This window comes from Phytobacter diazotrophicus (genome assembly GCF_052061655.1).
Taxonomy (GTDB): Bacteria; Pseudomonadota; Gammaproteobacteria; order Enterobacterales; family Enterobacteriaceae; genus Phytobacter; species Phytobacter diazotrophicus.
Map to the genome: position 1 here is coordinate 3,099,695 of NZ_CM125428.1, position 13,759 is coordinate 3,113,453.

Annotated in this window: 13 protein-coding genes; 11 read left to right on the forward strand and 2 right to left on the reverse strand. The window is 52.7% G+C overall.

Annotated features, from left to right (window positions below; all coding sequences use genetic code 11):
* The first annotated feature begins 24 nt into the window (after positions 1–24).
* Positions 25–921 (forward strand): LysR substrate-binding domain-containing protein, encoded by an 897-nt coding sequence (locus tag ACS0RQ_RS15135; protein ID WP_271849522.1) that lies wholly within the window; start codon positions 25–27, stop codon positions 919–921.
* Position 922: 1 nt separating this feature from the next.
* Here the strand turns inward: ACS0RQ_RS15135 and ACS0RQ_RS15140 are convergent, their stop codons facing one another.
* A complete protein-coding gene (locus ACS0RQ_RS15140) occupies positions 923–1,720 on the reverse strand; it encodes a helix-turn-helix domain-containing protein (protein WP_193795939.1) in 798 nt (265 codons plus the stop codon).
* A gap of 210 nt (positions 1,721–1,930) precedes the next feature.
* On the opposite strand from ACS0RQ_RS15140, the gene cfa reads away from it, so the two are divergent.
* From cfa to ACS0RQ_RS15165, 5 genes are all read left to right on the forward strand, one after another.
* The gene (cfa, locus tag ACS0RQ_RS15145) at positions 1,931–3,079 is read left to right on the forward strand and encodes a cyclopropane fatty acyl phospholipid synthase (RefSeq protein WP_271849553.1); all 1,149 of its coding nucleotides are present in this window, start codon (positions 1,931–1,933) and stop codon (positions 3,077–3,079) included.
* Between the two features lie 93 nt (positions 3,080–3,172).
* On the forward strand, positions 3,173–3,892 hold the full coding sequence (locus tag ACS0RQ_RS15150) for a (Fe-S)-binding protein (protein ID WP_271849521.1): 720 nt from the start codon (positions 3,173–3,175) through the stop codon (positions 3,890–3,892).
* 9 nt (positions 3,893–3,901) lie between these two features.
* Positions 3,902–5,335, forward strand: a complete 1,434-nt coding sequence (locus ACS0RQ_RS15155; RefSeq protein ID WP_125124786.1) for a LutB/LldF family L-lactate oxidation iron-sulfur protein — start codon at positions 3,902–3,904, stop codon at positions 5,333–5,335.
* The gene (locus ACS0RQ_RS15160; protein ID WP_271849520.1) at positions 5,335–6,030 is read left to right on the forward strand and encodes a LutC/YkgG family protein; all 696 of its coding nucleotides are present in this window, start codon (positions 5,335–5,337) and stop codon (positions 6,028–6,030) included. The genes ACS0RQ_RS15155 and ACS0RQ_RS15160 overlap by 1 nt, the downstream gene beginning before the upstream one ends.
* Positions 6,031–6,153: 123 nt before the next feature.
* On the forward strand, positions 6,154–6,537 hold the full coding sequence (locus ACS0RQ_RS15165) for a helix-turn-helix transcriptional regulator (RefSeq protein WP_271849519.1): 384 nt from the start codon (positions 6,154–6,156) through the stop codon (positions 6,535–6,537).
* 91 nt (positions 6,538–6,628) lie between these two features.
* Here ACS0RQ_RS15165 and ACS0RQ_RS15170 read toward each other — a convergent pair whose 3' ends face one another.
* Entirely contained in the window at positions 6,629–8,131 is a 1,503-nt protein-coding gene (locus ACS0RQ_RS15170; protein ID WP_334632834.1) for a sensor domain-containing diguanylate cyclase, read from the reverse strand.
* A 588-nt stretch (positions 8,132–8,719) separates the two neighbouring features.
* Between ACS0RQ_RS15170 and ACS0RQ_RS15175 the strand changes: the two genes are divergently transcribed.
* The 5 genes from ACS0RQ_RS15175 (at position 8,720) to ACS0RQ_RS15195 (ending at position 13,753) form a co-directional block, all read left to right on the forward strand.
* Positions 8,720–9,967: an MFS transporter gene (locus tag ACS0RQ_RS15175; RefSeq protein ID WP_271849517.1), complete on the forward strand. Its 1,248-nt coding sequence runs from the start codon at positions 8,720–8,722 to the stop codon at positions 9,965–9,967.
* A gap of 147 nt (positions 9,968–10,114) precedes the next feature.
* Complete coding sequence (locus tag ACS0RQ_RS15180) at positions 10,115–10,549, forward strand: RidA family protein (RefSeq protein ID WP_271849516.1); 435 nt, start codon at positions 10,115–10,117, stop codon at positions 10,547–10,549.
* Between the two features lie 4 nt (positions 10,550–10,553).
* Complete coding sequence (locus tag ACS0RQ_RS15185) at positions 10,554–11,228, forward strand: DUF1028 domain-containing protein (RefSeq protein ID WP_271849515.1); 675 nt, start codon at positions 10,554–10,556, stop codon at positions 11,226–11,228.
* 15 nt (positions 11,229–11,243) lie between these two features.
* Positions 11,244–12,401 carry an acetylornithine deacetylase gene (argE, locus tag ACS0RQ_RS15190; RefSeq protein WP_271849514.1) on the forward strand — a complete coding sequence of 386 codons (1,158 nt, stop codon included), beginning with the start codon at positions 11,244–11,246 and terminating at the stop codon, positions 12,399–12,401.
* A gap of 194 nt (positions 12,402–12,595) precedes the next feature.
* On the forward strand, positions 12,596–13,753 hold the full coding sequence (locus ACS0RQ_RS15195) for an ABC transporter ATP-binding protein (protein WP_271849513.1): 1,158 nt from the start codon (positions 12,596–12,598) through the stop codon (positions 13,751–13,753).
* Positions 13,754–13,759: the final 6 nt, after the last annotated feature.

Below are 13,759 nucleotides of genomic sequence, written 5' to 3' on the forward strand. Positions count from 1 at the left end.
ATGCTGGTTTGAGACGTTTTAGATATGGAACTTCGTTATCTGCGGTATTTCGTCACGGTTGCACGCGAGAGACATTTCACTAAGGCGGCTAAAACGCTGGGAATTTCGCAACCTCCCCTGAGCCAGCAAATTAAACGGCTTGAGGAAGAAGTGGGTACACCGCTGTTCAGACGCCTGACGCGTGGCGTGGAGCTGACCGAAGCGGGAAAAGCCTTCTATGAAGACGCGTGTGAGATCCTGGCGTTGAGCGACATAGCAGTCGAAAAAGTTCGGGGTATTGCTCGTGGGCTAAACGGCAATCTGTCGATCGGGATTACCAGTTCAGACGCTTTTCATCCGATGATCTTCACGCTTATTCGCCATTTTCAGTTGCAGAACATGGCGGTGAAGATTCATCAACTTGAAGCCAACATGTCCTCTCTTACAACGATGCTGGCGGAGGGGGAACTGGACATTGCATTCGTCCGGCTGCCTTGTGAGAGCAGTAAAGCGTTCGAGTTGAAAATACTGGACCGGGAACCAATGGTGGTGGTACTGCATCGCGATCACCCTCTCGCAGCAAGCGGTTCGCTGTCGCTTGAGCAGCTCCGGGATACGCCAGTGGTTTTGTTCCCACAGGAGATTGCCCCGTGTTTATATGATCGCGTTTACTCCTGCTGTGCACGTTGCGGGATTGATATGCAAAACGCGCTACAGTGCTCACAGCTTTCGTCGTCCATCAGCATGGTATCCGCAGGCAGCGGCTTTGCCCTGGTGCCGCAGTCGATGGTGGTCATTTCTCCGCCGAACATCACTCATCATCCACTTATCTCACCGACGCTCTATACCGAGATCGCGCTGTGCTGGCGACGTTTTGAACGCTCAAGAACGGTGAAACGTTTTTTGTCGATGCTGAGTGAAGACGGTTTACCCAGGAAATAACCTAATACCGTGTCGGCGGTACGCCGAACATGGCGCGAAAAGCAAAGGTGAATGCGGCCGGGCTTGAATAGCCCAGGTCAAGGGCAACCTGTGTAACGCTACGCTTGTTTTTGAGCATCACAACGGATTCCAGCAAGCGCACACGTTTTTTCCATTCACTGAACGCCACGCCGGTCTCTTTTTTGAAGCGACGTGAAAAAGTGCGCACCGACATGCCACTATCGGAGGCCCACTTCTCAATGCTGTGCGCGTCACCCGGTGTTTTTTGGATCTGGCGGCAGACCTTCATCAGTAAAGGTGAGCCCGGCCATGATATGGCCAGACCGGCATCCGGCAACCGTCTGAGCAACGAAATCAGCACCTGCACAAGTTGCCCATCCTCCCCTTTATCGTCATACAGCTCCGGCACATTTTGTGTCGCGTAGTGAATAAACTCACGCACGAAATCGCTGACCACCACCACTTTGCTGCCACTGAAAGCGATGGTGGCGAAATCGGCTTCAACGTAGAGACTTTCCAGCAGCACGTCGCTCGTAGCAAGAATACGATGCGGCACATGAGCCGGGATCCACACGCCATAGAGAACGGGAACCACCAGCGTCTTGCCTTCGATTTCCACACGCATACTGCCGTTGCGCGCATAGAGAAATTCAGCGAAGGGGTGCTCATGCATGTCCACGCCCGTATCGCCCATCAAAGGGTAGCTGCGAAAGTAAACCGCGCGCGGCAATGCCATCAGCACCGGGGCGGGCTGGCCGTTCACCGGCTGACTCGGCGGTAACACTAACGTAGAGCACATAAGCACCTGGCCTCTATTCGATGAAGTTTGTCTTGATAGCACAGCGCAGACAAGGCGGGTTTACTGAATAATGAAGCGGTCATAAATCTGGTTCACCCGTCATGAATAATTTACCAGCCATCTGCCTGAGGGATAAGCCTTTTCGCAAACATTGACTGGCGTGACAGGGATATTTTCTGGCTGGCTGCACGCTACGTTAAAGGAGAGATGATGGCTAATGAATGTACCGTCGATGTGATCAGCAAACCAAACCACTGGCTGCGCATTGTGCAAGAACTGCTATCACAGGCGGGAATTGAAATTAATGGGGCTGAACCCTGGGATATCCGGGTGCACGATACCCGTTTTTTTAAACGCGTTTTACAGCAGGGTTCGCTCGGTCTTGGCGAAAGTTATATGGAAGGCTGGTGGGACTGCAAACGGCTTGATATCTTTTTTGATAAATTGCTCCATGCCCACCTGGACGAACAACGCCCCGCCCGTTTATCCGATCTTCTGCGTATCGCGTTTGCCCGCCTTGTTAACCCACAGTCACGCAAACGCGCCTGGCAAGTCGGCGAAGTGCATTACGATCTGGGCAATGATCTCTTTAGCCGCATGCTCGATCCCCACATGCAATACTCCTGCGGCTACTGGAAAGACGCCGATGAGTTATTTGTCGCCCAGGAAAACAAGCTGGCGCTGATTTGCGAAAAATTACAGCTTAAACCCGGCATGACAATGCTGGATATTGGCTGCGGCTGGGGCGGTTTAGCAGAGTATGCGGCGCACCACTATGGCGTGCGGGTGGAAGGTATTACGATTTCCGCAGAGCAAAAAGCCTACGCCGAGAGTCTCAGTGCCGGAAAGGACGTTCGCATTCTGCTCCAGGATTACCGCGATCTGGATAAACAGTACGATCGTATCGTTTCTGTCGGTATGTTCGAGCACGTAGGGCCGAAAAATTACGCCACCTATTTTAAGGCGGTAGATCGCTGCCTGAAACCTGATGGTCTTTTTTTACTGCATTCCATCGGTTCGAATAAAACCCAATATAATGTTGATGCCTGGATCAATAAATATATCTTCCCTAATGGTTGCCTGCCCTCCGTAAAACAAGTCGCGCAGGCCTGTGAACCTTATTTCGTCATAGAAGACTTACATAATTTCGGCGCTGATTATGATAAGACCCTGATGGCATGGCATAGTCGCTTCAATAAGGCCTGGCCGCAATTGTCAGGAAACTACTCCCTGAAATTTCAGCGTATGTTCAACTATTACCTCACCGCTTGTGCGGGCGCATTTCGCGCCAGAAATATTCAACTCTGGCAACTGGTACTAAGCCGTGGCGTCTCCGGCGGGCTGCGCGTGGCTCGCTAAATACATAATTTAATAAGGTGACTAACAACACCATCACTGACTGTCTTATTTAAAAAAGACGCGAGTCATTTCATTTTCCGGAAGCAAAATAATATGAACGTTAATTTCTTTGTCACCTGCATTGGCGACGCGCTTAAATCACGGATGGCCCGAAACAGTGTTCTGTTGCTTGAGCAACTGGGGTGTCGTGTCCAGTTTCCTGAACATCAGGGGTGCTGTGGTCAACCGGCTATCAATAGCGGCTACATTACCGATGCCTTGCCGGGCATGAAAGCGCAGATTACCGCCCTTGAGATCAACGACGATCCCATTATTTCACCCGCCGGGTCGTGTATGAACGCAATCCGCCACTATCAGGACTGGCTGAGCGATGAACCAGACTGGGCAATGCGCGCGGCGAAAATTGCCAGCCGAATGGTTGATCTGACCTCGTTTATCGTAAACCAGCTTGGTGTCACGGACGTAGGTGCGCGCCTGCCGGGACGGGCTGTCTATCATCCTTCGTGCAGTCTGTTTCGCAAGCTTGGGGTACGCGATGAACCTCTGGCCCTGTTACGTAGCGTTCGCGAACTTGAAATCATCCCGTTTGCCGCTCAGGAAACCTGTTGCGGTTTCGGCGGCACCTTCTCGGTCAAGATGGCCGAAATCTCCGGGGAGATGGTGAAGGAAAAGGTGGCGCATCTTATGGAAGCCAGGCCGGATTATGTGATCGGCGCAGATGCCAGTTGCCTGATTAATATTGGCGGGCGCTTGCAGCGCGAAGGCCACAACGTTCGTGTACTCCACATCGCCGATGTGCTGATGAGCCGCTAAGGAATCCCTATGTTTCTTAAAACCAGTAACCTGCCCTTTTATGACCGGGTACAGCAGCAAATCGACGATCCGGTGATGCGCCATGCGGTCGCGAACGCGCAGGATCGCATTGGCATTAATCGCCAGAAAATGATCGACGAACTTGAGAACTGGCCCGACTGGCGTTCCCGCGCTGCGGATATTCGCGCCCATGTTCTCGAGAATCTGGATGCGTATCTCTATCAGCTCAGTGAAAAAGTCACCGCGAATGGCGGCACCGTTTTCTTTGCTAATACGCGCGAAGATGCCACCCGTTACATTTTGCAGGTTGCGCAGCAGAAGCAGGCCCGCAAAATCGTGAAATCGAAGTCGATGGTGACCGAAGAGATCGGCATGAATGCCGCGCTGGAGGCGGCAGGCATTGAGGTTGTCGAAACCGACCTGGGCGAGTATATCCTGCAACTGGCCAACGACGCCCCTTCCCATGTGGTTGTTCCTGCCATACATAAAGACCGCCATCAAATTCAGCGCGTCTTGCGGGAAAAACTGGGTTACGAGGGCGCCGAAACCCCGGAAGCGATGACACGCTTTATTCGCCAGAAGATCCGCGAAGATTTCCTCACCGCCGATATCGGTATTACCGGATGCAATTTTGCGGTCGCGGAAACCGGGACGCTGAGCCTGGTGAGCAACGAAGGCAATGCCCGACTCTGCACCAGCGTACCGCGAACGCATATTGCCGTGATGGGGATGGAGCGCGTGGTGCCCTCATTTGCAGAACTGGACATCATGCTGACCATGCTGGCTCGCAGCGCCGTGGGCGCCCGCCTGACCGGCTACAACACCTGGCTTACGGGCCCCGGTGGTCACGCAGAAAGCGACGGGCCTGAGGCGTTCCATCTGGTGATTGTCGACAATGGTCGTTCGCAGGTACTGGGCTCGCCTTTTCAGGATATCTTGCGCTGTATACGCTGCGGCGCTTGCATGAACACCTGCCCTGCCTACCGCCATATTGGTGGACATGGCTACGGTTCCATTTATCCTGGCCCTGTTGGCGCGGTACTCTCGCCGCTGCTCGGTGGCTATAAGGATTTCAAAAACCTGCCCTATGCCTGCTCGTTATGTACGGCCTGCGATGACGTCTGTCCGGTTCGTATCCCCTTGTCTTCATTAATTCTTGAGCACCGCCGGACGCTGGCTGAAAACGGAATGACCCCCGCGATGGAACGCCAGACCGTCCATCTGTTCAATTACGCTAACCGTCATCACGCTCTGTGGAAGGTCGGTATGGTGGCGGGCGCACGCGCCGCGCAACTGATGATTCGCAACGGGAAGATGCCTTTTAGCATCGCCGCTATCCGCAAATGGACGGAAGCACGGGATCTTCCACAGGCGGATGGAGAAAGTTTCCGAAGCTGGTTCAAAACGCATCAAAAGCAACGTAAAAATGGGGAGGACGCATAATGGAAAACCGTGATGCCTTCATGCTAAACATTGCCCGACAGCTTGGCCGTGAACCGCGCCGCATCCCTCAGCCATTGCCCACGACGCATGCAGCGCCGCTAAGAAGCCGATATGCCGAAAAGATAGCACAGCAACCTTGCGACAGTTTTATGGCCTTTGCCACACAGGTCATGCAGGCTCACTGCGAACGGGCCTCCCTTGCCACCCTGCCACAGGTTGCCGAAGGTCTCTGTAAACATTATGGCGGCGGTCCGGTACTGATAAGCGGCGATGCCCGGCTGGTAAACGCGGGTATTACGGCGCACTTGCAGAAGACGTTCCCGACACACTGCTGGGCCTCGTCGGGAAGAGAAGACAACTTACGTAACGCCGCTGCGGCAAACATCGGTGTGGTCTTTGCCGAATACGGTCTTTGTGAAACAGGCGGCGTCGTGCTCTTTTCCTCTCCTTTGCAGGGGCGTGCCATCAGCCTGCTTCCCCCAACGACATTGTTTGTTATCTACAAGAGCCGGTTACTGGCTGGCGTCACGCAACTGGCTGAGATCCTCCGCCAGCGGGTGCAGTCAGGCGAAACACTGCCCTCTTGTATCAACCTCATCGCCGGGCCAAGTTCAACGGCGGATATTGAACTGATTAAAGTCGTTGGCGTTCACGGGCCGCTGAACGCAATCTATTTGATTATTGAAGACTGCTGATGCAATAAACGGGCACACGGAGATTTGCTCTCAGTCGGCCCGGAGAAAGCGATTATTATTTCCGTCGGGGGACGCTGCTCTATGACGGTGGCTCCCCTGATGCTGCCAATAAAAGGTGTTGAAATGACAAAGGAAAGTGCATTATGCCTGATGAGGTTAACGATAAAGGACATTATCGACTGGATAGAGTGCAATATTGCAACGCCTTTGCCACTCAAGGTGCTGGCGCAAAAATCGGGTTATTCTGCCTGGCATTTCCAGCGGGGATTTAAAAAAATAACGGGTATGACTCCTGGTGTGTATATACGCTATCGAAAAATGGTTATTGCCCGCGATTTACTCCACGATAGCCGTCACTCTATCACCGATATTGCCATGCATCTGGGTTACCGACAGCAGTCAACATTCTGTCGTGCGTTTCGCGAACATTATCATCGCACGCCTGGGCAGTATCGTCTTTGGGTGAAGGAAAAGCATTACAGCGGGGAAGTCAGACCAACCCTGTGATGACCACGAACCGTTAATCTATTTGCTCGATAGTATTTATTCAACGGTTTTAAAATAAGCCAGAAAAGCGAGCTGGTTCAGTAAGAGGCTGTCAGATCATGCTAATCTGGTTGCGGCCAGAAAACTTCGCACGATAAAGTGCCGTATCGGCACTTTCAATAAGTGACGTTCCGTCATCGTCCAGATCAGTCGCGCGTGCATGGGAAACACCAATGCTGACACTCACCACCCCAAAGGGGCTGGCTTCATGGGTTATTCTTTCGCTGATGATATTACGCGTAATCGACCCGGCAATTTTCTTTGCTAATTCTGGCTCTGCTTCGGGTAAGATAACTACAAACTCTTCGCCGCCATCCCGGGCTGTCACAGCATTAAACTCTGTTAAACTCGCTTTTATTATTGCCGCCACACTGCGCAAACAGTCGTCTCCGGCCACATGGCCATACTTGTCATTATAATTTTTAAAAAAATCAACATCGATCAGCAATAGCGATATCGATTTTTTACTTTTCGCACACTCTGAAATTGTTTGAGGGAAGATATCATCAAACTCCCTGCGATTAGCCAGACCTGTTAAACTGTCAACCGAAGCCATCTCTTTTAATTGCGCATTTGCAGACATCAATGACTCTTTTGCATTGGTAAGTTCTTTATTAAGCTGCACACGCCTGCTCATTTCTTTAAAAACATAACCGCCTGAAAAGCAAGCACATCCAACAAGGAATATAATCGTCGCGCTCAGAATCTCAGCGTGATGCCGCCATGAATTTAAGGCTTCATCTGTACTTACCGCAACCGTTGTGACTAACCCATAACGCTTATTTTTCTGAAAAGCGAAAATACGTTCAATATGGTCAACACGAGAAACCACAGTTGCCGTTCCTGAGTCACTCTCTTTCAGATAATGTGTGAACAAAAGCGAATCCGAAAAAGCCTTTCCGATATATTCCTCTCTGAACGGAAAACGCACCATAAGCGTTCCCGAGTCGCTAATGAGCGATATTGAACCATTTTTGCCAATATCTAATTTGCCGTATGTTTCCAGGAAATTTTCAACGTTCAGCGTTAAAACGATCACACCTCTGAACAGGGCATTAGCATCCTCTAGTCTACGACTGATGGTAATAACCCATTTACCTGTTGTTCTGCTGACAACAGGAGGACCAATAAAAATATTTTTAGAGGGATTATTACGATGATAGATAAAGAAAGACCTGTCTGCGCCATTTCTGCTTCCCTTGGGGATATCACGCATGGCAAGAATCTCCCCTCCATTTTCATCGTAAATAACGATATTATTCAGTTGTTCAAGAAATATTGTTTGTTCCGATAAAAGTGCTCGAATGCGTGAGATATTCTGATAATTTAGCCCATAGATTTCTGTCATGCTGGAAATAGTTTTTATAAGCATCTCACCTTGACGAATAATGCCTTCCGAATAAGTATCAAGCGTGCGGCTTAAGTTTATGACATTTATATTAAGCTCATTTATAGTCTGAGTACGCGCTGAGAACATCTGGAATGTCAATAAAATTGAAGCGATAAGGAAAGCAACCGTGACCACCAGTGATATAAATAATTTCTTTTTCTTCATGTTGCTTACCCATACCTGCAACTAAAAAACACCAGAGCATTCAGAAATCTGTCCAATCACATACGCGCATAGTATGTCATCAGAAAAGGCAAAATAAAATAGGAACATGCATCGTAACAATATCGAGAGTGCGCTGTGAAACCGGCGCCTGATGCCCCCGGTTAAGTACCCGCATACTGTATCGATTCTCAATTTCATCAAAAAAGCAGGCAAATCATCTCGCTGGCAAGTTGCGCAACAAACGGCGAATTTGCAATAAGTTTGCGTGACGCAACATTACAAATGCGATAAGGGAATCGCGGCTGTTAACTTGTCGCGAGGAAATTCAAGTAACACGCTGGTTAATATTTAAATTGATATAGTAACCCTATTTAAAATAGTGAATAAGCCAGAATACAAACCTGTTTAGCCGTTCTGAATCTTAACCTTGTGATGTCTGCAAAAAAGAGTGGAACACGCGGCGACAAAATAAAAAGCCACCATAACAGAGCAGAACCCTGAATGCTTATGCAAAATAAAGTTTCAAACATTATTTTCGCCAGGGGAAATTTAATGTAAAGATACTATTTTGTACCGTGGAGCGAATGCATGAGCCTGACGTCCGGTTCCCCCGATAACACCCATCCGGTTAGCGTCGAAAAGTCACAAAGTCGCAAAGTCCTGGGGGCAACCAGTCTTGCTCACCTTTTCCATGACGGCGCCACCGACCTGCACTATGTCCTTTTTGCTATCTGGCAGCAGCAATTCGGGCTTTCCATGGCTCAGATTGGCCTGCTTAAAATGCTGTTCTCCGGCGCGATGTCCGCCTTTCAGATCCCCGCAGGAGAATTAGGTCGAAAATACGGCGAACGTAAAGTCTTAATGGCTGACACCCTGCTTTTGACCGTCGCGCTACTCCTCTACGGCACCTCATCAACGCTGATACAGCTCATGGTACTGATTGTCATCGGTGGGCTGGGCGCCAGCGTTCAGCATCCTTTATCGTCCAGTTTTATTACGCAATATTATTCCGCGAAGCAGGCCCGTATTGCGCTTAGCACATACAACTTCTTTGGCGATGTCGGCAAAGGGGTGATTCCCAGTACGCTGTCGGCCTGCCTGCTCATCATCTCCTGGGGAAGCGCCCTGCAGTGGATTGCCCTCTTTGGCTTCCTCGTCACCCTGGGCCTGTACCTGTTTTTGCCTGTTGGCAGCAAGGCCGCGCAGGCAAAGCCGCTCGCCGCCAAAGAGACACACAGCCAGCCTCATCAACAGGCGCTAAATCTTCCCGAACCCTTGCGTCGAAGAGCTTTCGCCGCGTTATGCGTGATCGGCAGTATTGATAACGCAACGCGCACGGGCACGCTGACGTTTCTGCCTTTTTTAATGGCCGCACGCGGGGCATCGGCGACGCAAATTGGCTTTGCGCTGACCTTGATCTTTATTGGCGGGGCATTTGGTAAACTGGTTTGCGGAATATTGTCGACCCGGCCTGGTATCATCAAAAGCGTCGCGGCCAGTGAGATAATCACCTCCGCTATCGTGCTGGGGATGGCGTATGCCCCGCTGCACGTCATCTGGTTGCTGTTGATTCCTCTGGGTGTGGCGCTGAACGGCACCTCCTCGATTCTCTATGGCAGTGTTGCCGAGCTATCCCGCCCGCAACAGCAAACCCGCGCGTTTGCGATTTTCTATACCGCGTCACTGGGGTGTGGTGCCCTGATGCCCGTCATCTACGGTATGGCAGGCGATGTGATGGGGGTACAACAAACCTTAATTCTTGTCGCGCTACTGGTGCTTTGCATCCTGCCTTTGCTCATTCCCATCAGAAGCGCAACCAGGTATAGCGGGCAGTAAGTGACGAAAACTGTCTCCCTGGCACCCGTCGCTCAAGGCCTGGACGGGTGTTCGCATTTTCTAAACTAAAGCCTCGGTTTATGCTGTTTTGTTTGTTTTGCCTGAGCGGGTATACCTTGCGGGGAACCCATTTACTGGCAGGACACGATGAGCACACATATCCGCATTCGCAAATTTAATACCAAAGACACCTACCCCAATCAGTCACTGGATAACGATCTTTGCCAGGCCGTTCGTGCAGGCAATACCGTGTACGTACGCGGCCAGATTGGCACCGATTTCGACGGCAACCTGGTGGGGCTTGGCGATCCGGCAGCCCAGGCTGAGCAAGCGATGAAGAACGTAAAACAGCTACTTGAAGAGGCGGGCAGCGATCTGTCGCACATCGTCAAAACGACCACCTATATCATCGACCCCCGCTATCGCGAGCCGGTTTACCAGGTTGTTGGTAAATGGCTAAAGGGGGTCTATCCCATCTCAACCGGGCTCGTTATTTCCGCGCTGGGTCAGCCGCAGTGGCTGATGGAAATTGATGTTATCGCGGTGATTCCGGACGAATGGCAAACCCCTGGAGGAGAATAAGATCATGACGATATCGATTATTGGTCGCTGCGCGCAAACCGGCCAGTTGGGCATTGCCATCAGCTCATCCAGTATCGCGGTGGGCGCGCGCTGCCCCTGGCTGCGCAGCAAGGTTGGCGCGGTCTCAACCCAAAACATCACCTTACCGGCGCTGGGGCCGCGTATTCTTGACAGGTTACAACAGGGCGAGAGCGTCGAAACCGCGCTGAAAAGCGGCCTGGACACGGATGACTATTCTCTGTACCGGCAGGTGACCGTGCTGACCGCCGGGGGTGAAAGCGCCTTCTACAGCGGCGAAAAAACTCTGGGGGTTAACAACGCCCTGAGCGGCGAGAACTGCGTGGCGGCGGGCAATATGCTCGCGGATCCCAATGTCATTGTCGCGATGATAAACGCATTCGAACAGCAATCCGGCCATCTTGCTGACAGGCTTATTGCCGCCATGCAAGCGGGCCTGCGCGCTGGCGGGGAAGCCGGTCCGCTGCATTCGGCGGCGATGTCGATCGTGGATTCTCACGTCTGGCCGATAGTGGATTTGCGCGTCGACTGGGCTGACGCCGATCCCATCGATGAACTTGGCAAACTCTGGCACGCTTATCAACCCCAGATGCAGGACTATTTAACGCGGGCGCTCGATCCCCGTAGCGCGCCGGGTTACGGCGTACCCGGCGATGAGTAACGGCAAGGAGATCTGATGATGACCAGCCGTGAAATGCTGGAACAACTGGTGGCGTTTAACACCACCAGCCGAGAATCTAATCTGGCGCTGATCGAATTTGTCGGGTGCTATTTAACCGGGCTCGGCGTCGATTACGAATTGATTCATAATGCCGAAGGCAGCAAAGCTAATCTGTATGCGCGGCTTGGCCCGCCTGGCCACGGTGGCGTTATGCTATCGGGCCACAGCGATGTGGTGCCCGTTGACGGGCAGAACTGGAGCGTTCCCCCCTTCGCCCTGACGGAGCGCGATGGCAAACTGTATGGTCGCGGCACCGCGGACATGAAAGGCTTTATTGCCTGCATTCTCGCCGCCATACCCCACTTTCTTGCGCAGCCGCTGGCGCAACCGCTGCATCTGGCGATTTCGTATGATGAGGAAGTCGGATGCCTCGGCGTGCGAACATTGCTGGATGCGCTCTCCGCTCGTGCGGACAAGCCCGCTATCTGCCTGATTGGCGAACCCACTGAACTGCAACCGATTCTTGGTCACAAAGGCAAACTCGGCGTGCGCTGTGAAGTCCAGGGCGCCGCCTGCCACTCGGCTTATGCGCCGCAGGGTGTTAATGCCATCGAATATGCCGCAAAACTTATCCATCATCTGACGCTAATCGGCCAGCGGCTGGCCGCGCCGGAGCATCATGATGGGCGTTTTGATCCCCCTTTTACCACGGTGCAAACGGGTCTTATCCAGGGGGGCCGGGCGCTGAATATCGTGCCCGCCGACTGTACCTTTGACTTTGAGGTGCGAACATTGCCGCAGGATGATGCGCAGGAGGTGGCCCGTGAGCTGGAAAGTTACGCACAGCGCGAACTCCTGCCCACAATGCGCGCGGTAAATCGTGACGCCGCGATCCGCTTTTATCCCATCAGTAGTTACCCCGGTTTGTACACCGCCGCGCAAAGCGCCGCCGCACGGCTGGTCGCCCATCTCACCGGATCCGAAAAATTCAGCACCGTCGCCTTCGGGACCGAAGGCGGGTTGTTCCATCAGTCCGGTATTCCCAGCGTGATATGCGGGCCAGGCAGTATGGCGCAGGGCCATAAGCCGGATGAGTTCATTACCATCGAACAGCTAAACGCCTGTGACGCCCTGCTACGCCGTCTTGCGACCTGGATGTGTCAAAAAAGCTGACAGCATCGCGGCATCATTATCTCTGAGGTTCTCTTAATTGCAGGGCATGCACCGGCTCGCCCTGCATCAATCTGCTTCGCGTTATCTCTGCTTTACCTTTTCCAAACACCAGCTTCGGGAACCACTAACCGCGTCTTAGGCGTTTAAGCCGTATGCTGGTTTCAGGCATTTGATAGCCCCTTTCTGGAGATTACATGGTCAGTGCAGAAGTCACCCCGTTCCCGCAGCATGCAACGCTGCAACCCGACATGAGCAACAGGCACGTTGCTGTACGGCTCGATGGCGTACTCAAACGCTTTGGCGACGCCATCGCCTTACACAAAATTTCCCTGATGATTGAAGAAGGGGAATTTATCACGCTGCTCGGTCCGTCCGGCTGCGGTAAAACCACGCTGCTGAATCTGATGGCGGGTTTCGCCGGGGCGGATGGCGGCGAAATTTTCATTGATGGTGATCTGGTGACAGATACCCCGCCCTGGCAGCGTGAAATCGGCATTGTGTTTCAGAATTACGCCCTGTTCCCGCATATGACGGTCGAAAAGAACGTGGGCTACGGTCTGCGCATGCGCGGTGTGCCCAAAGCCGAAATCGCTGAACGTGTTGAGCAGGCACTGGCGCTGGTAAAACTTGCCGGTTACGGCCATCGCAAACCACGCGAGCTTTCGGGTGGACAGCAGCAGCGTGTGGCGCTGGCGCGAGCGCTGGTGATCCGCCCCAAAGTCCTGTTGCTTGATGAACCTTTCTCCGCGCTGGATAAAAACCTGCGCCTGTCGATGCAGGTTGAGTTGAAAGCCATTCAGCGCAAGCTTGGCGTCACCACTGTCTTCGTGACGCACGATCAGGGCGAAGCGCTGAGCATGAGCGATCGCGTGGTGGTGATGTCTGCGGGGCATGTTCGCCAGATAGGCACGCCGGATGAGATTTATCGTCGTCCGCAGGATCCCTTTGTTGCAGGGTTTGTGGGTGATGTGAACATTCTGCCGGGTCGCTACACCGGTCGCGATGGCGCGGCGATGCTGGAACTGGGCGGCAGTGTGCTTCGCCTGCCAGCGGAGCGCGTACATGCCTCGATTGGCGAACGCCTTGATGTCTTTGTTCGCCCGGAAAATATTCAACTGGCAACCCTGGGCCCGCAGTCACTGCTCAGCGCCACGGTGATTGCCCATGTCTTTCAGGGCGATCATGTCGATGTGCATCTCGATGTGCCTGCGCTGGGTAGCGCCACACTCTTTGCACGCCAGTCCGGTCTTCATGCGCTGACACGCTGGCCCGTCGGTAGCCTGGTGGGTATTAACGTTGATGATGAAGGTGTCTGCGCATTTAGCGCGGCAGGCCAGGATAAACGCGCATGATACCTG

Coding starts and splice junctions, on each gene's coding strand:
- argE (WP_271849514.1), top strand. CDS start 11,244: ATGATGACCAGCCGTGAAATGCTGGAACAACTGGTGGCGTTTAACACC.
- cfa (WP_271849553.1), top strand. CDS start 1,931: ATGGCTAATGAATGTACCGTCGATGTGATCAGCAAACCAAACCACTGG.
- ACS0RQ_RS15185 (WP_271849515.1), top strand. CDS start 10,554: ATGACGATATCGATTATTGGTCGCTGCGCGCAAACCGGCCAGTTGGGC.
- ACS0RQ_RS15135 (WP_271849522.1), top strand. CDS start 25: ATGGAACTTCGTTATCTGCGGTATTTCGTCACGGTTGCACGCGAGAGA.
- ACS0RQ_RS15180 (WP_271849516.1), top strand. CDS start 10,115: ATGAGCACACATATCCGCATTCGCAAATTTAATACCAAAGACACCTAC.
- ACS0RQ_RS15175 (WP_271849517.1), top strand. CDS start 8,720: ATGAGCCTGACGTCCGGTTCCCCCGATAACACCCATCCGGTTAGCGTC.
- ACS0RQ_RS15150 (WP_271849521.1), top strand. CDS start 3,173: ATGAACGTTAATTTCTTTGTCACCTGCATTGGCGACGCGCTTAAATCA.
- ACS0RQ_RS15155 (WP_125124786.1), top strand. CDS start 3,902: ATGTTTCTTAAAACCAGTAACCTGCCCTTTTATGACCGGGTACAGCAG.
- ACS0RQ_RS15140 (WP_193795939.1), bottom strand. CDS start 1,720: ATGTGCTCTACGTTAGTGTTACCGCCGAGTCAGCCGGTGAACGGCCAG.
- ACS0RQ_RS15170 (WP_334632834.1), bottom strand. CDS start 8,131: ATGAAGAAAAAGAAATTATTTATATCACTGGTGGTCACGGTTGCTTTC.
- ACS0RQ_RS15160 (WP_271849520.1), top strand. CDS start 5,335: ATGGAAAACCGTGATGCCTTCATGCTAAACATTGCCCGACAGCTTGGC.
- ACS0RQ_RS15165 (WP_271849519.1), top strand. CDS start 6,154: ATGACAAAGGAAAGTGCATTATGCCTGATGAGGTTAACGATAAAGGAC.
- ACS0RQ_RS15195 (WP_271849513.1), top strand. CDS start 12,596: ATGGTCAGTGCAGAAGTCACCCCGTTCCCGCAGCATGCAACGCTGCAA.